At 44.3% G+C, this 19405-nt stretch carries 18 protein-coding genes and 1 other RNA gene; 4 read left to right on the forward strand and 15 right to left on the reverse strand.

Annotated elements, in window-relative coordinates; genetic code table 11:
- Positions 1–55 precede the first annotated feature (55 nt).
- The gene (locus NSU15_RS23170) at positions 56–1387 is read right to left on the reverse strand and encodes a PhoH family protein (protein WP_076117287.1); all 1332 of its coding nucleotides are present in this window, start codon (positions 1385–1387) and stop codon (positions 56–58) included.
- Between the two features lie 105 nt (positions 1388–1492).
- Between NSU15_RS23170 and NSU15_RS23175 the strand changes: the two genes are divergently transcribed.
- Positions 1493–2068 carry a YhcN/YlaJ family sporulation lipoprotein gene (locus NSU15_RS23175; protein ID WP_042130279.1) on the forward strand — a complete coding sequence of 192 codons (576 nt, stop codon included), beginning with the start codon at positions 1493–1495 and terminating at the stop codon, positions 2066–2068.
- A 29-nt stretch (positions 2069–2097) separates the two neighbouring features.
- Here the strand turns inward: NSU15_RS23175 and NSU15_RS23180 are convergent, their stop codons facing one another.
- The 6 genes from NSU15_RS23180 to NSU15_RS23205 all read right to left on the reverse strand — a co-directional run bounded on the left by NSU15_RS23180 (position 2098) and on the right by NSU15_RS23205 (position 7692).
- Positions 2098–2550 (reverse strand): pyridoxamine 5'-phosphate oxidase family protein, encoded by a 453-nt coding sequence (locus NSU15_RS23180; protein ID WP_042130280.1) that lies wholly within the window; start codon positions 2548–2550, stop codon positions 2098–2100.
- Between the two features lie 101 nt (positions 2551–2651).
- Entirely contained in the window at positions 2652–3752 is a 1101-nt protein-coding gene (locus NSU15_RS23185; RefSeq protein WP_042130282.1) for an LCP family protein, read from the reverse strand.
- 83 nt (positions 3753–3835) lie between these two features.
- Complete coding sequence (locus tag NSU15_RS23190) at positions 3836–4132, reverse strand: YlaH-like family protein (RefSeq protein WP_042130285.1); 297 nt, start codon at positions 4130–4132, stop codon at positions 3836–3838.
- A gap of 125 nt (positions 4133–4257) precedes the next feature.
- On the reverse strand, positions 4258–6099 hold the full coding sequence (gene typA / locus NSU15_RS23195) for a translational GTPase TypA (RefSeq protein WP_042130287.1): 1842 nt from the start codon (positions 6097–6099) through the stop codon (positions 4258–4260).
- A gap of 210 nt (positions 6100–6309) precedes the next feature.
- On the reverse strand, positions 6310–6813 hold the full coding sequence (locus NSU15_RS23200; RefSeq protein ID WP_042130289.1) for a hypothetical protein: 504 nt from the start codon (positions 6811–6813) through the stop codon (positions 6310–6312).
- A gap of 219 nt (positions 6814–7032) precedes the next feature.
- Entirely contained in the window at positions 7033–7692 is a 660-nt protein-coding gene (locus NSU15_RS23205; protein ID WP_042130290.1) for a TerC family protein, read from the reverse strand.
- 173 nt (positions 7693–7865) lie between these two features.
- Between NSU15_RS23205 and NSU15_RS23210 the strand changes: the two genes are divergently transcribed.
- On the forward strand, positions 7866–8558 hold the full coding sequence (locus NSU15_RS23210) for a TerC family protein (RefSeq protein ID WP_339287675.1): 693 nt from the start codon (positions 7866–7868) through the stop codon (positions 8556–8558).
- A 36-nt stretch (positions 8559–8594) separates the two neighbouring features.
- Here the strand turns inward: NSU15_RS23210 and thiI are convergent, their stop codons facing one another.
- The 6 genes from thiI to NSU15_RS23240 form a co-directional block, all read right to left on the reverse strand.
- Positions 8595–9881, reverse strand: a complete 1287-nt coding sequence (thiI, locus tag NSU15_RS23215) for a tRNA uracil 4-sulfurtransferase ThiI (RefSeq protein ID WP_339287676.1) — start codon at positions 9879–9881, stop codon at positions 8595–8597.
- 3 nt (positions 9882–9884) lie between these two features.
- On the reverse strand, positions 9885–11036 hold the full coding sequence (locus NSU15_RS23220) for a cysteine desulfurase family protein (protein ID WP_339287677.1): 1152 nt from the start codon (positions 11034–11036) through the stop codon (positions 9885–9887).
- A gap of 129 nt (positions 11037–11165) precedes the next feature.
- Positions 11166–11876: a lytic transglycosylase domain-containing protein gene (locus tag NSU15_RS23225; protein WP_339287678.1), complete on the reverse strand. Its 711-nt coding sequence runs from the start codon at positions 11874–11876 to the stop codon at positions 11166–11168.
- Positions 11877–12060: 184 nt separating this feature from the next.
- Positions 12061–12474 (reverse strand): hypothetical protein, encoded by a 414-nt coding sequence (locus NSU15_RS23230; RefSeq protein WP_339287679.1) that lies wholly within the window; start codon positions 12472–12474, stop codon positions 12061–12063.
- Positions 12475–12486: 12 nt separating this feature from the next.
- Positions 12487–12708: a DUF1540 domain-containing protein gene (locus NSU15_RS23235; RefSeq protein ID WP_076117472.1), complete on the reverse strand. Its 222-nt coding sequence runs from the start codon at positions 12706–12708 to the stop codon at positions 12487–12489.
- Positions 12709–12947: 239 nt separating this feature from the next.
- Positions 12948–13445 carry a YpuI family protein gene (locus tag NSU15_RS23240; protein ID WP_042130298.1) on the reverse strand — a complete coding sequence of 166 codons (498 nt, stop codon included), beginning with the start codon at positions 13443–13445 and terminating at the stop codon, positions 12948–12950.
- A gap of 309 nt (positions 13446–13754) precedes the next feature.
- On the opposite strand from NSU15_RS23240, the gene NSU15_RS23245 reads away from it, so the two are divergent.
- On the forward strand, positions 13755–15692 hold the full coding sequence (locus tag NSU15_RS23245; RefSeq protein WP_339287682.1) for a S8 family peptidase: 1938 nt from the start codon (positions 13755–13757) through the stop codon (positions 15690–15692).
- Between the two features lie 6 nt (positions 15693–15698).
- Here the strand turns inward: NSU15_RS23245 and NSU15_RS23250 are convergent, their stop codons facing one another.
- Entirely contained in the window at positions 15699–17138 is a 1440-nt protein-coding gene (locus tag NSU15_RS23250; protein ID WP_339287685.1) for a PLP-dependent aminotransferase family protein, read from the reverse strand.
- Between the two features lie 93 nt (positions 17139–17231).
- Here NSU15_RS23250 and NSU15_RS23255 point away from each other — a divergent pair, with 93 nt between their 5' ends.
- The gene (locus tag NSU15_RS23255) at positions 17232–18452 is read left to right on the forward strand and encodes a PLP-dependent aminotransferase family protein (RefSeq protein ID WP_339287687.1); all 1221 of its coding nucleotides are present in this window, start codon (positions 17232–17234) and stop codon (positions 18450–18452) included.
- 533 nt (positions 18453–18985) lie between these two features.
- Here NSU15_RS23255 and rnpB read toward each other — a convergent pair.
- An RNA gene (gene rnpB, locus NSU15_RS23260) (RNase P RNA component class A) lies at positions 18986–19401 on the reverse strand.
- Positions 19402–19405: the final 4 nt, after the last annotated feature.

The raw sequence follows: 19405 nt of genomic DNA on the forward strand, positions 1-19405 counted from the left end.
CGGGCAGGAAAAAGCCGGGAGTTATGTTTCTCCCGGCTGAAAAGAGGATTGAAGGTTAGAGAAGATCCGCGGCCAATTGGGCCAGACGGGAACGCTCCCCTTTTTCCAAAGTAATATGTCCGCTAATCCCTTGCTGCTTAAACTTCTCAACGATATAACTAAGCCCGTTGCTCGCAGCATCCAGATACGGATGATCGATTTGCTCCGGATCACCCATAAGAATGACCTTACTTCCTTCACCCGCTCTGGAAACAATCGTCTTCACTTCATGACGGGAAAGGTTCTGAGCTTCATCAATAATGATGAACTGTGAAGGGATAGAACGTCCACGGATATAGGTTAAGGCTTCTACCTGTATGCTGCCTAAGCCCATTAATATTTTATCAATATCTCCAGCTTTTTTGGTATCGAACAGGAACTCTAGATTATCATAAATAGGCTGCATCCACGGTCTTAGCTTCTCATCCTTCTCCCCGGGTAAATAACCAATGTCTTTCCCCATGGGAACTACTGGCCGGGCAATGAGCAGTTTTTTGTATTTATGCTCATCCTCAACTTTGAATAGTCCGGCAGCAAGCGCCAATAACGTCTTCCCTGTACCAGCCTTACCTGTAATGGTTACAAGTGGGATTTCATCATTTAGAAGCAGTTCCAAAGCCATTCGTTGTTGAGCATTTCGGGCGCTGATCCCCCAAACCGAATCATTGCCTAGATAGAGCGGCTCTAGACGGGTCGCATCACTATTCACTTTGAGAAGTGCTGATTTGCCCGTGCCGATCTCATCCTTGAGGATCACAAATTCATGAGGGTACAAGGGATACGACAACGCGAGCTGTTTAACCGTTAAAGAACGGTGACTGTAATATTCATCAATCAATGCCGGATGAACCTGCAGAGATTGGTAACCAGTATAAAGTTCATTTAAATCTCCAGTACGATCTGACAAATAATCCTCTGGTGTAATCCCTAGCACATCCGCTTTAATACGGACCAGCACATCCTTACTCACAAGCACTACGGGACGCGGATCTGGCTTCTCCTTCTCTTCGATTAAATAATTGAGAGCTACAGCCAAAATCCGATTGTCGTTAGATACCTCACCAAACATTTCCTGTACCTTCACAAAACTGCGATGGTTAAGTTCTACCTTCAGCTTACCTCCATGCTCCAGTTCCACACCACTATGCAAATGCCCTAGTTCACGAAGTCCATCAAGCAATCGGGAAACTGTGCGGGCATTCCGACCGATTTCGTCAGCGTTGCGCTTTTTGGAGTCGATTTCTTCCAGCACAACCGCCGGAATAACCACCTCATGCTCCTTGAAAGAGAAAATCGAATTGGGGTCGTGCAAAAGCACGTTGGTATCTAGCACAAATATCTTGTTCATATTATCCCCTCCACAGCGCCTGGTTTGATTGATCATACATAACTCTTTCCGCCAAGGGAAAAGATAAGGTACAGAAACGATCTTGGCTGAAAGGAGTAAGCACATATGAGAAAATCAATGTGTCTGTTGCTGGTACTGCTGCTACTGACAAGCTGCGGTATCGCTAATAAAAAGACATCACCCTCTCCTCAGAATAAACAATCAGCGAATGCTGTAAAGGGTCCGGGGAACCATGAGGTTCGACAATTGTCCAATGATGGTGTGACTAATCCTAAGGCCACCTCAAAAGCTGGTCAAGCCGTTAGTGTTAAGGGCGAAAGTGAAATTGCACTTAAGGACCATTTTGAACAGTTAGCAAAAAGAGTCCCTGGTGTGAATGGTGCACACTGTGTAGTCATGAACAAGGTGGCCATCGTTGGTCTTGACGTAGAAGGTTCTCTAGAACGGTCACGGGTAGGAAGCATTAAATATTCTGTAGCGGAAGCTATTCGCAAAGACCCAAGAAGTGTACGTGCGCTTGTCACAGCCGATATGGATCTCTCCAGCAGATTAGCAGACATGAGTCGCCATATCTCCGAGGGACATCCGATTTCCGGATTTTCATCCGAATTGGCTGATATCATCGGTCGAATCATGCCGCAGCTGCCAGAAGATACAAAACCGCGAAAAAATGCACAGTAGAGGACAAAAAAAGCCCAGTGATATTCTCACTAGGCTTTTTTCATGGCAGCAAATACTTGTCCGTCCAGCTTCTCAGCGGCACGTCCATCATAAACCTTCGCATATCTTGGGGCGGATTCAAGCTGCGCTCCATAAAAAAGCGCATTACGCACCGCCATAATTTCAACATCAAAGCAGCACATTTTGAAAGGGACATCCTGAAGCGGATCCTGTCTTACAACGGCAGTGCCGTTAATAGCATGAACAGTTCCCTCACCAAACACAGTAATAGTTACTAAAGGGTTGATCTTCATGTTGTTCACGAGTCTGGAACGATGATCTACAGCCAGACGCACAGTACTAGGACTAACTGCATAAATCCACGATATGGCCGTGGACGTTGGACCTCCTGATTCCGCATCAACTGTGTTGAGAAGAACAAAGGTTTCCGATTGCAGCATCGATAACAAGGTTTCGTTCAGCTGAGCAACGGCTTCGGACATAAGTACTGGCCCCCTATGCGGCGTAAATTCATTCAATTTATTATATTATAGCACAGGCTGAAACTTGCATTCAATTTTAGAGCGAAGTGTTATTAAGGTCTTTAAGGCGCCTCAGTGGATTCCGAAGTGGAGCTAGCAGAAACTCCTGCTAACCGATCCTGCAGGCTTTTCTTGGCAGCCTCAAGCTCCTCATCATTAATATATACATACGGACTTCGCCATGTTCCAGTCACAGGCTTGAATTCGATATCCTCTTTGGAAATCTTCCAATAAGTCGCAATCATATCTTTAATCTGCGAATTTTCGATATCAGTCTGCATGTTGCTGTCCACTGCGTCAAGAACCTTGCCTATTTTTAATACTCCGCCAAGCGATTGCATCTGATCCACCAATGAATGAAGGACCTCATTCTGACGTTTGTTCCGATCAAAATCATCTGAAGCCTTAGTCTTAGGCTTACAATTAGATTTACGATATCGCACATAATCTAGCGCTTTATCTCCATTAAGCTCTGCCGGACCTTTTTTCAGATTGATATTCGTACCGTCTACACTGTCTGTATAACACATATTATCGCTAATGTTGACTTTGACTCCGCCAAGCTCGTCCACCACATCACGGAAGCCTTGGAAATCCAGAATCGTTGTATAATCCACATCAATATCTAGATATTTCCCCATCATGGTCTTCATCTCATCTTCTGCCAAAATACCAGAGGACTTCTCCTTACCTTTGAAGCGAGCATAGAATTCGTTAATCTTCGTTTGCTTGTATCCACTGAGCTCAACTAAGGTATCGCGTGGAAGAGAGACAATGGTTGCTGATTTTGTCTTAGGATTAAGCGCTGCAACCATAATAACATCTGTCAATCTAGATTCATGCTTCGGTCTATTATCCGTACCTAGTATAAGCATCGTCAATGGTTTTTCTGTAGCTGAATGTCCTGGGGCAACCGTTCCTTTGTTCCCTGCGTTAAAGACCCCATTCTCAAGCTTCCAATACAGATAGCCGCCGTAGCCCAATACGCCAAGAATCGCAATAATCAGCAGGGTTAACAAGATTCTAACTAATCTGCCAAAAAAACCTCTTTTCTGCGGTTTCTTACGCTTTTTTTTCTTAGGAGCACCCTTTACAGGCTGTTTTCTATTATTGGGTTGTTGCCCACTTGCTCTTGGAGGTAAACTGCTGTTTCGTGTACTCATAGTAGAATAAAGTCCTCTTCATTTCATTTGGAATTAAAATTGCCACACTTAAATAGACGTTACATAAGCAGTAAAAGTTTCGTTTACTGTCTTTTTGCTGCAGTTGCAGCCTTTCTCTTCTGCCGAGCTTCCATGATATAACGTACTCGTACGAGCAACATCAATCCGACAGCAACCAGCAGACACTGGATGATCGGTAGCTTATCATGTTGAAAAATGAGGAGCATGCCGGAGCCGATCGCCATCATTATGTAGAGCATAATCTCTTTGCCAATCGATAACTTCTGATTCACACGAAATACCTGATTATACACAAATGTAAGCAATATAAAAATAACAATATAAGCGACGATTGGATGCTCAGCAAACCAGACCTGCATAGATACCGCACTCCTCCCAAATTTAAGATACGTTTACATTATATCATCAGTAGGGGAAGTTTTTGTTATAAAAAAAACCGCCGAAAGTTAAACCTCCGACGGCTCTTTACTATGATAAGTTGATCTTACGCGTTTGCTTGTGCCATTTTACGTTGCTTCTCTACACGTTCGCGTTCGCCTTTGTTCAAAATCTTTTTGCGCAAACGAATGGATTTAGGTGTGATTTCACAATATTCATCATCATTCAAATATTCAAGCGCGCCTTCCAAAGAGAAGGTACGTGGTGTCTTCATTTTTACAGTATCATCTTTGCCTGAGGTACGCATGTTTGTAAGTGCTTTTTCTTTACAGATGTTAACGATAATATCGTTATCACGGGTATGCTCGCCTACGATCATACCTTCATAAATTTCTGTACCTGCATCCAAGAAGAGAATTCCACGATCCTCAACACCCACGATTCCATATTGAGTTGTTGATCCAGTCTCACTTGATACAAGAACACCTTGATGACGTCCGCCAACTTGACCAGCAACCAGTGGAGCGTAGCTGTCAAAAGCATGGTTCATAACGCCGTAACCGCGTGTCAAAGTCAAGAAGTAAGTGTTGTAACCAATCAAACCACGTGCAGGAATCAGGAACTCCAGACGTACTTGACCCGTACCGTTGTTAATCATGTTGACCATTTCGGCTTTACGGGTACCCAGACTCTCCATAACAGAGCCCATGCTTTCTTCTGGAATATCAATCATTAGACGCTCAAGCGGCTCCATTTTGACACCGTCGATTTCTTTAATGATTACTTGTGGTTTAGAAACTTGCATTTCATAACCTTCACGACGCATATTCTCGATCAGAATACCAAGGTGAAGCTCACCGCGTCCAGAAACGATAAATGCATCAGGACTATCAGTTTCTTCCACACGCAAACTCACATCTGTTTCAAGCTCTTTAAAGAGACGCTCACGTAGTTTACGGGAAGTTACCCATTTACCTTCTTTACCAGCAAAAGGACTGTTATTCACAAGGAATGTCATTTGCATGGTTGGCTCGTCAATCTTCAGAACTGGAAGTGCTTCAGGGTGTTGTGGGTCAGCAATGGTCTCACCAATGTTGATATCCTTGATCCCTGCGATAGCAACGATATCCCCTGCGCCCGCTTCTTCTGTTTCAATACGTTTCAAACCTTGGAAGCCGAACAATTTCTCAATACGCGCGGTCTTACTCTTACCGTCACGCATAATAACTGTTACAGATTGACCTTGTTTGATTACACCACGGTTTACACGGCCAATAGCAATACGTCCCAGGTATTCATTGTAGTCCATCAAAGTAACAAGGAATTGAAGAGGCTCTTCAACACTTTCGGTTGGAGCTGGAATGTGCTCTACAATTGTTTCATATAGGGAAAGCATGGTATCATCTTGTTTTTCAGGAACCAAGCTTGAAGTACCATTAAGGGCAGATGCATAAACAACAGGGAATTCCAATTGTTCGTCATTTGCTTCAAGTTCGATGAACAAATCGAGTACTTCATCAATAACTTCCTTAGGACGAGCAGCTGGACGGTCAATCTTGTTCACGACAACGATCGGTGTAAGTTTTTGTTCCAATGCTTTACGCAGAACGAATTTCGTTTGCGGCATGCAGCCTTCATAAGCATCAACAACCAGCAATACACCATCAACCATTTTCATGATCCGTTCTACTTCGCCACCGAAGTCAGCGTGTCCAGGTGTATCCACAATGTTGATCAAAAACTCTTTATAAGTAATTGCTGTATTTTTAGCTAGGATTGTAATTCCGCGTTCCCGCTCGATATCGTTAGAGTCCATGGCACGTTCTTGAAGGTGCTCGTGTGCGCTGAAGATCCCCGATTGCTGAAGAAGCTGATCGACGAGTGTTGTTTTGCCATGGTCAACGTGGGCAATGATCGCAATGTTGCGAATATCTTTTCTTGAATGCATGATTTGTATCCAAATCCTCTCATTTATCAAATTAAAACTGTTAAAATTCGTAGCATGTCACGGCAGTCTCACAAAAGAAGCGCCAGGCAGAAAGCCGACGCTTCAACATAACATTAATATTATAGTGAAAGCACTATGAAAAGCAAGTCTTTTTATGAAAAAAACAGTTTCCAATTTTCGTTTTTTTTTAGGATAGAACATCGGCTAGCTTCAATTCCATCTATTCCAGCTGCGTGTTCTGCCCCGTCCAGTAATCAGCCAAATCCCTGCAGCGATAAATACAATACCAATTAGATAGATCACACCAGTTCCCATAAGACTGAAAATACAAAGCGCTATGCTTAGAACGCCTAATATAACAGCAATTGCAGAAATTCCCCCAGTCCGTCTTGGAGAATTGATGGAATATTCATACAGGCCTACGGCAATGCCAAGCAGAAGCACAGGCCATAAATATTTCATAAGCCCCCATCCCCATATATTGCAAAGACCAAACAATAAACCATACACCGTTAATATCCCCGCGGGAATCAATACTGTTGCCGAAGCGCGGCGGCTAAAAAATAACATATGTAGAACCAATCCAGGAAGTAAAATCACTAGCGGCCAAAGGGCACGTCCCAAAAATCCGAAGACCCCCAGCTTACCGAATAAAATCACGATGCCAGCAGCTACAATGAATACTCCTAGTCTAATGTCATTCTTGGAAGACATCTTTCACCCATCCCTTCAAATTCACGTCTACCTCACTACCATGTCATCTCATGCCCTTAAAACGACAGGATTCTTATTCATATCTTATCTGAAATACACTCAAAATGCCATCACTGACCACGCAAATTATCCCCGCAAAGTGACTTTCTGATACGTCAAAAAAAGGACAATTCCAATTTATGGAGATGTCCTTTTAGTATTGCCTTTTATTGCACATTATTAACCTGCAAATGTTGTTCTCCGCTTAATGGCTCCGGTTACAACCACTAATATTCCTAAAGCAATCGGCAGGATGGAATGCGTGGATGGGAGTAAAAAGGATAGCATTGTCCCTAATTTTGCATCCTGAAGCATCATGTCACCTGCTGTAAAGGCTAAAATATACGCGCCGATAAATACGAGTACCGGAAATCTATGCAACCAGCCTACAATGAGGCCACTTCCCCATACTACAATCGGAATGCTGAGTGCAATCCCAATGACAATTAAAGCCAAATCACCTTTGGCTAGACCGGCAATCGCCAAGACATTATCGAGACTCATAATAAAATCAGCCACGAGAATCGTTCGGATTGACTTCCATACGGAGGATACTTCCGCTACCCTGAGATCCTCCTCTTCTTCGAGCAGCAGCTTGAACGCAATCCATAGCAGCAGAATTCCTCCTCCAGCTTGGATATAAGGGATTTTCAACAGTAATACCGCGACAAATGTAAGCACGCAGCGCAAAATAACAGCTCCCGCAGCTCCCCACCATACCGCAATTTTCCGGTGTTTCTCCGGAAGGTCTTTACTGGCCATCGCGATGACCATTGCATTATCTCCACTCAGCACAAGATTGATCATCAATATTTCACCAAGGAGCAATAATGATTCCATTCTCTCTTACCTCCCCGAATCACATGTAACTACATGTATGTTCGGAAGTGACAAGCTATGCTTCCTGTCCAACTTTTTTTTGAGGATGAAAGCATGTATGCCCTTTTTTTTGCGTATACAAAACTAAGCATATCTTCGTGCTGATCTTAACTAACTTTAGGGGTGACTACGCCTTGAATACATCCATATGGGAGTTTGTATTATCACTGCTCAATATTATCTTTCTAGATCTCATTCTGGCGGGAGACAACGCTATAGTCATCGGGCTTGCTGCGCGTAATTTGCCGAACAGTACTCAAAAAAAGGCAATCATGCTCGGGACAGCAGGTGCCGTCGTATTACGGATTTTCGCAACAATTCTGGTCGTGTGGCTATTAAAGATCCCCTGGTTACTACTAGCTGGCGGGATTTTACTTATTCTGATTGCCTATAAGCTGTTAACAGATGAGAACAATTCAGCAAATATCAAGGCTGGCCAAAGCCTATGGTCTGCTGTGGGTACAATCATTCTAGCCGATGCTGCGATGGGACTGGATAATGTCATCGCCATTGCTGGCGTTGCTAAGCACAATATCTCTCTAGTTGTCATAGGACTGTTAATCAGCGTGCCAATCGTCGTCTGGGGAAGTACTCTCTTTATTAAATTAATCAACAAATATCCATGGATTATTTATATTGGCTCAGCTGTCTTAGGGTTTACAGCGTCAAGCATGATTACAGATGAGCAGCAGCTATCCCCATTCTTTGACCAGCATCCGCTATTGAAAGCTCTGTTTATATTCGTGATCATCATTGGCATTTTAATTGGAGGACACTGGAGACGTCAATCCAGTCATAAACAATCAAAAAAGCTGCCTCAGCCGTAAATATTGCTACGAATGAGACAGCCTTTTTTTATAATATTAAAACCATTCTTCCTGTAATCCAGCCTGGGCACTTACTACATCTTTAGGCTTCTCATCTCCATAGGGAGTGATCAGCACGGTCTCCGTGGCTTCAATCGCTGCATCCAGCATTGCAGAATATCCAGGGAGCGTAGCTTCAATTTTATCTACAATCCGTAAATTCGGGTTCGTTGTAGGTGATTTTGGAACGAATAAAGTGCAGCAATCCTCATAAGGAAGGATAGATAAATCATAGGTGCCTATATTCTTAGACAGCTCCACAATATCACTTTTGTCCATCATTACCAGCGGACGTAGGAGAGGAAGATCTGTAGCACGGCCGATCACGTTCATGCTTGGTAACGTCTGACTAGCAACCTGACCCAGACTTTCACCGGTTACGATTGCGAGTGCCCCCTCACGTTCAGCAAGCTGTGTAGTAATCCTCAACATAGCTCGACGCATCAACGTAATAATCAGGTTATCCTGACCTATTCCAGTAAAAGATGTCTGTACCTCTGTAAAGGGCACCAAATGCAGTTTGATGACTCCCGCATATCGTGACAAAACCCTCGTAAGATCAACCACCTTTTGCCGAGCAAGCTCACTCGTATAAGGATAACTATAGAAATGTACGCATTCCACCTCAAGTCCACGACGCATGGATGACCAACCCGCTACAGGACTATCAATGCCTCCGGACAGCAATAACATTGCTTTTCCATTCGTACCAAGCGGAAATCCACCAACACCAGCAATATTTTCACAAAATATATAGGTATGACCTTGGCGAATTTCGACCTTCAGCTCCAGTTGAGGTGATTTTACATCCACAGTAAGTCCGGAGTATCCTTGCAGCAGTGGGGTTGAGACTAGCTTATTCATCTCCATAGAGCCATACGGGAACTCCTTCCATACTCGTCGCGCATTAACCTTAAATGTGGTTCCCGGTGCAGGAGCGATGATCTCTAAAAAATGGCGGCTGACAGCCACAATATCCTCGAGTTCCGACTTAGCCACCTTTACTGGACTGATAGAGGCAATACCAAATACGTTCTTTAGCGCTTCTACCAATTCAGTAGCAGGTTCTCCGTTCAGCTCTACATAAATTCTTCCAAACTCCTTGGTTAGAACTACCTTTGGATAAGGCTTAATCATTTCCTTCACATGACGCAGTACAGTTTTCTCAAATCTGGCACGGTTCTTGCCCTTTAATGTAAACTCCCCGAAACGCAAAAGCAGCATATCGGCATAATCTATACTATTGGCACTGCCTTTAGCAGATTCCTGATTCATCACACTCATTAGTTACTTCATACCTCCTTCAGCAATCTTTAAAGCTCGTACCGCAGTAATTAGTGCTTTCTCAAGTGCCGCGACATCTTCTTCAGTGTGACTATCACCGAAACTGATACGGATGCCTCCTGAAGCAACAGAAACATCTTTGCCCATAGACAATAGAACACGACTAGGTTCTGCCAGTCTGGAAGAGCAGGCCGATCGGGTAGAAACAGCCATCCCTAATTCCTCCAGCTTGCGGGCAAATACCTCACCTTTCATACCTGGGTATGAGAAATGCACAATATGAGGGGCTCCATCCTCTCTGCTGTTTATAACAAATTCAGGAACGCTGTGCAAGAAGCGTAGCAGCCGATCTCGAAGTGGAAGCACTCGAGCATAGAAGGTTTCGCGTTGCTCACCACTCATCCGCACTGCTTTGGACGATGCAACAATCGCAGGTACATTCTCTGTTCCAGCACGTTGCCCCTCTTCATGTGAACCACCTGAAAGTAAAGGGAACAGTTGAATTCCTTCTTTAATATAGAGAAGCCCCGCTCCGCGTGGGCCTCTAATTTTGTGAGGAGACAAGCTGTAAAGATCCGCTTTCCATCCTTTAAGATCAACAGCAAGCTTGCCAAATCCCTGAACGCCATCTACATGAAATAAGGTTCGTGAATTGGCGGATTTAATCAAACTGCCAATCTCCTTTAGCGGCTGCACTGTTCCAATCTCATTATTTACATGCATCACACTTACGAGCACAGTATCACGCCGTACTGCAGCAGCTACTCGCTCTGGATCAATCATTCCAGTACTGTCCGGCGCTACAAAAGTAATCTCCCAGCCATTTCTCTGCAGTTGCAAACAGCTTTCATACACAGAGGGATGCTCTATTTCCGTAGTTATCAGATGACGTCCTCTTGACTGATACTGCAAAGCAGCACCTTTAATAGCTAAATTGTTACTCTCCGTAGCTCCAGATGTAAATAGGATCTCCTTCGGTTGGACAGCTAGCGCAGCCGCGCATACTTCTCGCGAACGCCTGATCAGCTTAGCTGCTTCACTTCCAGCACGATGTAAGGATGACGGGTTAGCATAGTGCAGCTTCATAATTTGTTCCATCGTCTTCACTACATCTTCATAGGGGGGTGTAGCGGCGGCATAATCCCAGTAAAGCATATATCGATTATCTCCTTTACTTCCTTAAAGTACAAAAATCATTCTTTCTTAAATTTCGAAAAAGGATCAAACGGTAATCCCAAATACCAGCCATGTGGTTTAAGGGAACTGCCCGTTTGATCCTTTATATTATACAGCGTATTGCGCGCGAGCGCGTTCTATTTTAGTGATATAGGACTGCGTCTCTTTTGGAAGCAGTGTAAGCTTCTCCAATAATTCCTGATCATTGCTTACCCCAAGGTTAATGACCCTGCCTGGTCCAGCATTGTAAGCCGCTAATGCCATCTTTTCCTGTCCGTCAAAGCGTTTCAATTGATAAGACAGATAGCGTACGCCGCCATCAATGTTTTGAGCGGGGTCAAATGAATCTGAAACCCCTAAACCGCGTGCTGTTCCATCCATTAACTGCATTAATCCTTTTGCACCAGCCGATGAGACAACGTTTGGATTAAAGGATGATTCTGTATCAATTACAGCTTTTATCAAATCAACTGGCACCCCATATTTAGCACTCGCCGTTTGAATTAGATCATCATAGCTCGTTGGTTTAGTATCCGTTATTTCCCCGGAAATTACACTCTCGATGCTTTCCGCTGTCCCACCTATCTGTTGCCACAACAGGCTGCTAACAGATGACGCGTCCGGGAGTGACGTTAAGAAGCTTGTATCCCCGCTGTTAGAGGTGTCAGAAGACAAAGCTTGCAGCATTGCTGCAAATTGAGAAGCAGACGCACCTGACCTTTCAGTTTCATTCGCTGAACTACTCTTGGCGGTTGCACTCTTTAAGCTTATCCATTTAAGCTGCCCTAACCCATTGGTTACAGCGGGATTAATCTCCATACCGGCGCACTCCTTTTATCCTGTTGTATCATATATATTGATCTAACCTTAGATTTCGATGAATTACGGCTTAATATTACATTTTATCCGAGATTATTGCTATATGCTGGAATGAAAAAACAGACTTCAGACCCTGATATTTAGGTCTAAAAGCCTGTTATAATTCAAACTTTACGCTTCTTGTTTAGCGGGCAAAGGGGATCATCACAAAGTAACTAAGTGTGGATACAATCCCTAAACCCATCGCCCATGCCCCAAGCGTTTTTTGTTCTTTGGCATATGCATAATATCCAATTACAACCGATATAGGTCCAAGAATGATGGACCAGAGAAATAAGGAGGCAATACCCATAGCCAGCCCAGTATAACCCATCACTTGGCTGCCACTGTATTCCACTTCTTCCTCCTTAGTTTCACTCGCCACACGCGGTGTTGTATCCCGAACCGGCATCGAAACCGGATTCACCTCTGCGGCATATTCCTCTTGATGTTCTCTGTCCCGGCGAGGATAGTCTACTCTGCGCGGACGCAATATGACTTTTCTCGGACCGGATGGTCCATTGGATGAACTTGATTCATGATCCTTTTCTCTGTCCATTAGGGCGGCCTCCTAGGAGTTCGGCTTAAAAGTTAAACAGCATGTTGCAGACGATGTTGCGACATGATCGTGGTGACCCTCATTCGTCATTTCCTCAGCATATTCTTCTTTAAATCCACTACCCGCATGCTTGTCGATCTCAATAATAATTTCTTCAGCCCGGCATAAATTATGCTCGCCCCAATAATGACAATTGCTCACACTACATTTGACTAATGGCTTTACACTCGACATATTTATCACCTCGGCTTCATTATGTCCGCTCGATTTCCCGCCTATTCGACAGGCAGGTTTCCAGTTGATGTAACGATGCCCACGCAAAATATCCCCACAAAGTGGGGGGATTGCTTCGATGCGTACTCAGGTACTTTGTGGGGGCCCCGAATTTATAAATTCTAATACGTCAAAAAAGGACCAGCCTTCGCCATTATAAATGGACGAAGTGCTGATCCTTTACACGAACAATTTAACTGTTAAACCTGATTTTGCATACGTTTCTCAGTCAAATAGTCGTTCTCATAATAAGTAAGGTCATCGCGTAACTCTTCATAAGTCTTGGTAATTTCAAGAATGATATCACGTGCCGGACGAACTGGCTTTTTACGGAAACGAATGGCATCCTGTCCAGTATAAGCATAACGTCCATCTTCAGAATAGCTTTCATTCTTTGGATAGAAGAAGTTATTCACGCCATAGTGATACACATTATAAAGCGCTTTCTGCGCAAAAGATTCATCGAATGTAGCACGACGAAGCGCAACTCCCAGCTTCTCATAAGACATTTCCGAGAACACTAACAGATGACGAACATCGGACAGAAATCCTTGATAAAAGTGTACAGTTTCCTCATCACTTTCAGTTACAAGTTGAGGCAACGCATGCTCGTTTAGAAAAATTTCCATCTTATCAATTACATCTTTAAGTTTGTCTCTCGTCGATTCACATAATTTCTGCACATTGGCTGCTGACATGGCGGTTGCTCCCCCTTATTATTCCCTGCTCTTGTAGTCAATAAAGTTAATCCTATGAAGAAATAGTCTCTAGACGTATCTCTTTATTCTTGCAATATCAGGATGTAAACACAGAGAAGTCTAACCTTCTGAAAATTAAAAGAACATCTATCGACATATCTCCTGCAATATCAGGATGCGAACTCCAGATGCTTATTCTCTCTGATATTATCATAAAAAACGTAAGGAAGGTATCCTTTTCTAAGATGCATAAAACATAGGCTCTCTTCTAAACCTATAGACATTACAATGTGTAGAGGAGCGGAAATCATGTCACGAAAAAATCTAACGGTTGCAGGTCTGATAACAGCTGCGTTCACAGTTGTTTTACTCACCTTTGCGCTGCGCCCTGCTGCTAATGGGACAACCAGAGAAGTCGCTAATGTCGCTGTACCGAATCCTGCTCCAACTTCAGCCCTTCATTCAGCACCAAATCCTTCACAGGAAAAGTCGTTGAAGAAAACCTCCTTATCTCAAGATGTTGATGCGACGGATCACCTGAATAGAGTCGATGTCAGCAGACATTTGACCAAGCTCCTCTCTGAAACAGATGGAATGACTTCGCTCCATGATAAATCAGTGTATGCGAAACGTTTGCAGCAGAACCACGGATTTATCACCATGCTAATGTGGATCGATTTTCGCAAGCATAAAACGGAAACCTTTAAGTCCTCCTCATTTCCTCAAGGGACCGAACAGGAGAAAGAACAGCTGCAGAAATATCTAAAGACGGCGAAATCAGCGATCCATGGTCATCAATCCTATGAATCTCCAACATTTACAATCGGTAAAGAGAAATATTACTTTATCGCTCAGCGGAACAAAGAAAAAAATGTAGGCATCATCGCACTTATTAACCAAAAGGTGCTTGGGCGTGTGGCAGATCATGAGCTGAAGAACCTGCGTCTTATTCCTTATCCGAAGGAAGGCAAATACCGTGTAGAGTCTGTCCATACCGACAATTTAAAGGATATCACCGTCAAAACTGGTCATGATAACGAAAACGCCAGCCATTTTTATGAGAATGAAATTGTCGTCCGTTTCCGCAACAACTCACCTACACCGGGGCAGCTTCAAACGATAACCGCTGACATCAACGGTAAGAAGCCGCGTAAGCTTGGGTATGCCTATATTTTTCGTTCGGAGAAGATGACTTATTATGAGCTCAAAGATTATTTCACCAATAAATGGCATCCTGAATATACAGAGCCCCACTATATGTATTTAACCAATGATACGATAACTAAAAACGCAGAGGGAACCGTTACTCCAAATGACATGTTATTCTCCACTTATCAATGGAATTTGCCGGCGATAGAAACCGAACTAGGGTGGAACCTTTCTAAGGGTAGTAAAGAGGTTGTCGTGGCTGTGGTGGATACCGGAGTCCAGATCAATCATCCAGATCTAAAGGGTAAGCTTTTGACCGGGTATAATGCGATCACCAACGGTTCCACCCCAGAAGATGATGTAGGACATGGCACACATGTATCTGGAATTATAGGCGCACTGGTTAATAACGGAGAAGGTGTGGCGGGAATTAGCTGGTATAACAAGATCCTTCCGGTAAAAGCACTTGATAATTCAGGAGCAGGTACCACATATTCCGTAGCAGAAGGAATCATTTGGGCAGCTGACAACGGTGCAAAAGTCATAAATTTAAGCCTAGGCAACTACGCCGATTCCCAATTTCTTCATGACGCAATCAAATATGCCTATGACCGAGATATCGTCTTGGTATCTGCTGCAGGCAATGATAATACAGAACGCCCAGGATACCCTGCTGCCTATCCTGAAGTGATTGCAGTAGCTGCAACCAATGCTTCGGGGGAAAAAGCTTCCTTCTCCAACTACGGCGACTATATTGATGTCGCTGCACCCGGAGAAAGCATAGCAAGTACTTACCCTGATAGTCAGTATGCTGCTTTATCCGGAACATCGATGGCCAGTCCTCACGTCGCTGCACTGGCAGGTCTGGTTCGTTCACTGAATCCGAATCTAACGAATACCGAAGTTATGGATCTTATGACCAAAAATGCCGTTGATTTAGGCACTCCCGGTCATGACAAATATTTCGGCTGGGGTCAGGTCGATATCTATAAGACACTGCAAGCCGCTAGCGGCAATCAGGTTCCGCTACAGCTATGGCCACAGCATGTACAACAGCAAATGAATCAATTGAAACAAAGATTAAGTAACTCTAAGTAACACCCCTTAACCGCTCACCCGCAAAAACCGACCAAGCAGACGGAGAAATAACCGTAAACCTTCCTCCATATCCGTTTCATTCATTTGTGAATAACACAAACGGATATGCCGAGAAGGAGTTTCTTCGGAATAACAGACATCACCAGGTAAAAAAGAAATGCTCTCTTGTTCGGCGAGCTCATGTAATCTTGCGATATCGGGAGAAGCTGGTAGCTCCAGCCATAGATTAAGTCCTCCCTCAGGAAGAATATAGTTCACTCCAGGCGGCGCGTAGAGCTTAAGCAGCTTTGCCGCCTTTTCCATGCGACCGCGAAGTGTAATTCGTAATTGAGCAGCATAGGATTCATACTTACCCGCAATAAACGGCAATACTGCCCGTTGCGTGAGGAGAGGACTCCCTAGATCACTTGCAGACTTAGCGGCGATAAGCCGAGACAGAATATTCCTCTCAGCGGCAACACAAGCAATTCTACAGCCGGGTGCTATAACTTTACTGAAGCTCTTCATATAAACTACATGCCCTTGGGAATCCATCGATTTGATTGCCCCAGGCGGAGGCGCATGAAAATATAAATCACTAAATGGATCATCCTCTACAATAAGGCAACGATAACTGCGGGCTAATTCCAGCAGCCGTTGTCTTCTTGCCATGCTCATGGTTACTCCGCTCGGATTCTGAAAAGTAGGGATGGTATAAATCAGTTTAGGCGGTCTCTGATCACACATTCTTGTCAGAAGGTCCACCCTCATCCCTTCACTGTCCGTTGGTACAAAGATCATCTCTGCACCCCGTCCTGCAAAAACATCAATAGCCCCAGTATAACTAGGCGCCTCAAGATACACAGTATCTCCAGGTCCGACAAAGGTACGAGCTACCAGATCAATGCCTTGCTGAGTTCCGCTTGTGATCATCAAATCCGAGGAGGTGAGCGAAATTCCACGTGTTTTCAAATGATCTCTCATGATTCCTCGCAGCTCCAGATCACCTTGGAAGTTCCCATAGGTTGCCATAAGCTCCGGCTGCTGAGTGACTAATGCTGCATAGGAGTCACCGATATTTTTTAGAGGGAGTAGCTCACTATGAATTGCAGCTATATGAAAGGGATACTTTACTTCAGAGTAATCAAAATTGCGCCAAAGCTGAGCTCGCGGCAAATAATCATCATATACATCCTGCCAGCGCCCCTCTTCCTGACGTTTAATATGCCCAGGATTGGCTACAAAGCAGCCTTTACCCTGTCTGCAATAAATAAGCCCTCGCTTCTCAAGCACATCGTAAGCCTTGCTTACAGTAACCTGACTTACTCTCAGAGTTGTAGCCAAACTTCTTACGGAGGGCAGCCGGACACCTTGCTGGAGCAGTCCTGATGAGATCCGCTGATTTAGGGTTTCACTGATCTGATGGGGCAGAGACTTACTGCCGCCTCGAATCAAATCGATATGCATGAACCCTTCACCTCCACTGTTATATTCAACGCTTTACTGTTATACAGTACTCCTATTATGATAGCACCAAATCGAAAGGTGGAGAACTCATTTATGGATATCAAATACTCGGCCGCAGCCAATCATCTAGGATCATCAGCCGTTCGCGAGATTCTAAAAGTTACACAGGGCAATGACATCATTTCACTTGCAGGCGGGCTGCCTGGGGAGGATTTGTTTCCCTTAGAGGCCGTACGGGATGCTTATAACCGTGTACTCTCCAGCGATACCTCAGCACTTCAATACGGACTAACCGAGGGCTTCACTCCACTACGTGACAAAATCGCTGAAAGACTTACTCGGCAAGGAATCCCTGTTTCAGCGTCTGAAATGATTCTGACTACTGGTTCCCAACAGGCCATAGATCTACTATGTAAAATACTACTTGACCCCGGTGATGCTGTCCTTGTTGAAGCCCCCACTTATCTAGCAGCCTTACAGGTGCTTGGCTCCTATCGAGCTGATATTCATACGATCAATAACGACGAGCAAGGCATTCTGCCAGATCACCTGGAGAATCAAATTCAAAAACTACGTCCCAAACTCCTATATGCAGTTCCGACCTTCAACAATCCTTCAGGCGCAACCTGGAGTAAAGAACGTCGTGAGAAAGTGGTTGAAATCTGCCGCCGTTACAATGTTCTGATCTTGGAGGACAATCCCTACGGTGAAATAACCTTTGAGGAAAATAAAGATCTATATCCACCCTCACTAGCGTCCATAGACAGAAGCTATGGCGGCGATTATTGTGTTGCTTACACTGGATCCTTTTCCAAAATCGTAGCCCCTGCCCTGCGTACCGGCTGGATTATCGGTGATTCTAATCTCATCAAGACCATCGCCAAAGCAAAACAAGCAGCTGATCTGCATTCTAGCACTATTGACCAGCGCGCTTTAGATGAACTGCTGCTTCATTTCGATATTGAGCAGCATATCCGTGTCATCTCAAGAGAATATTATTCTCGAATGAAACTTTTATCCGCTGAACTCAGATCACAGAACTGGGAAGGTGCTCATTTTCTAGAGCCACGAGGCGGTATGTTCTTATGGCTTACGCTTTCCCAAGAGATCAACACGAAGGAATTACTTCCGCTAGCAGTAGAGAACGGTGTTGCTTTTGTTCCAGGTGAGGTGTTCTATTCATCACAGCCCCTGAAGAACAAGATGCGTCTGAATTTCACACATACGCCACCTGAACTTATCCCCGTCGCTGTTCAGCGTCTGGAGAAAGCGTTGGTACAATGGCGGGAGAATCAATCCACGGTTCGATCGTAATCATGATCATGATCTAATAACCCGGCTTCTTCATCCTTTATAGGATGGGGAAGCCGGGTTATTTAATTCCCTGCATGCTTAGAGTAATTTACTTCTTAGACACTTCTATGCTATCTTTATTGATCCTAAAATATCCATTTTCAACAAAAGACATGATTCTACTGACACTTACCCCTGTCTGAAGGGATATATTTAATACCATCGTGTCGGGTGAAGTCTCTACGATTTGCCTGATTCTCTGATACATCTCATCACAACTATTGCACATTCTCTTATTGTTTCGTTCATATAAATGTCCGCAGAACCCGCAAATCTGATAATTACCCATGCTACACGTTTCCCACTTTCTACATATCTTCTTGCCACGAGCATAAACACCTTTAGCGTTATAAGGACGGTAAGCATTTATGAGAGAAATATAAGGATAATGTATAACGTGAAGCTTATACTTTCTTATATTTATAAAAAAGCGACGTGATCCGGTTTCCCGAGATACGCCGCTTGTATGGTGTTATTAAAAATGACGTTGCAGTTAGGAAAGTTTGCCGTAAGCCGGGTTCTGTGCTCGTCGTGGTTCGATCGGGAACTACCCTCCCACCATAAGCGACAATCATCTATCTAGGCCGTACATTACTGCACAGCTCCAGCGACCAACCTAGACGCGCCTCAGGCTAAGGCTGCCTATTCCAATAAAGGAATCTGCTGCGTCTCATTAGGTCTTGCTCCAGATGGGGTTTACCAGGAACGAAGTCACCAGCGTTCCTCGGGGTCTCTTACACCTCGGTTCCATCCTTGCCTGTGCCGCCCTAAGGCGGCCATCGGCGGTCCATTTCTGTGGCACTATCCTTCGGCTCGCGCCGACTGGACGTTATCCAGCATCCTGCCTTATGGAGCCCGGACTTTCCTCCCGTGACGTCTTCACGTCACCGGCGATTGTCTGTCAAACTTTCCGA

Source organism: Paenibacillus sp. FSL E2-0201 (assembly GCF_037963325.1).
Lineage (GTDB): Bacteria > Bacillota > Bacilli > Paenibacillales > Paenibacillaceae > Paenibacillus_AQ.

Bases quoted from the DNA above. Each gene is read 5' to 3' on its own strand.
- NSU15_RS23170 (WP_076117287.1), bottom strand. From the start codon at position 1,387: ATGAACAAGATATTTGTGCTAGATACCAACGTGCTTTTGCACGACCCC.
- NSU15_RS23175 (WP_042130279.1), top strand. From the start codon at position 1,493: ATGAGAAAATCAATGTGTCTGTTGCTGGTACTGCTGCTACTGACAAGC.
- NSU15_RS23180 (WP_042130280.1), bottom strand. From the start codon at position 2,550: ATGTCCGAAGCCGTTGCTCAGCTGAACGAAACCTTGTTATCGATGCTG.
- NSU15_RS23185 (WP_042130282.1), bottom strand. From the start codon at position 3,752: ATGAGTACACGAAACAGCAGTTTACCTCCAAGAGCAAGTGGGCAACAA.
- NSU15_RS23190 (WP_042130285.1), bottom strand. From the start codon at position 4,132: ATGCAGGTCTGGTTTGCTGAGCATCCAATCGTCGCTTATATTGTTATT.
- typA (WP_042130287.1), bottom strand. From the start codon at position 6,099: ATGCATTCAAGAAAAGATATTCGCAACATTGCGATCATTGCCCACGTT.
- NSU15_RS23200 (WP_042130289.1), bottom strand. From the start codon at position 6,813: ATGTCTTCCAAGAATGACATTAGACTAGGAGTATTCATTGTAGCTGCT.
- NSU15_RS23205 (WP_042130290.1), bottom strand. From the start codon at position 7,692: ATGGAATCATTATTGCTCCTTGGTGAAATATTGATGATCAATCTTGTG.
- thiI (WP_339287676.1), bottom strand. From the start codon at position 9,881: ATGAGTGTGATGAATCAGGAATCTGCTAAAGGCAGTGCCAATAGTATA.
- NSU15_RS23220 (WP_339287677.1), bottom strand. From the start codon at position 11,036: ATGCTTTACTGGGATTATGCCGCCGCTACACCCCCCTATGAAGATGTA.
- NSU15_RS23225 (WP_339287678.1), bottom strand. From the start codon at position 11,876: ATGGAGATTAATCCCGCTGTAACCAATGGGTTAGGGCAGCTTAAATGG.
- NSU15_RS23230 (WP_339287679.1), bottom strand. From the start codon at position 12,474: ATGGACAGAGAAAAGGATCATGAATCAAGTTCATCCAATGGACCATCC.
- NSU15_RS23235 (WP_076117472.1), bottom strand. From the start codon at position 12,708: ATGTCGAGTGTAAAGCCATTAGTCAAATGTAGTGTGAGCAATTGTCAT.
- NSU15_RS23240 (WP_042130298.1), bottom strand. From the start codon at position 13,445: ATGTCAGCAGCCAATGTGCAGAAATTATGTGAATCGACGAGAGACAAA.
- NSU15_RS23245 (WP_339287682.1), top strand. From the start codon at position 13,755: ATGTCACGAAAAAATCTAACGGTTGCAGGTCTGATAACAGCTGCGTTC.
- NSU15_RS23250 (WP_339287685.1), bottom strand. From the start codon at position 17,138: ATGCATATCGATTTGATTCGAGGCGGCAGTAAGTCTCTGCCCCATCAG.
- NSU15_RS23255 (WP_339287687.1), top strand. From the start codon at position 17,232: ATGGATATCAAATACTCGGCCGCAGCCAATCATCTAGGATCATCAGCC.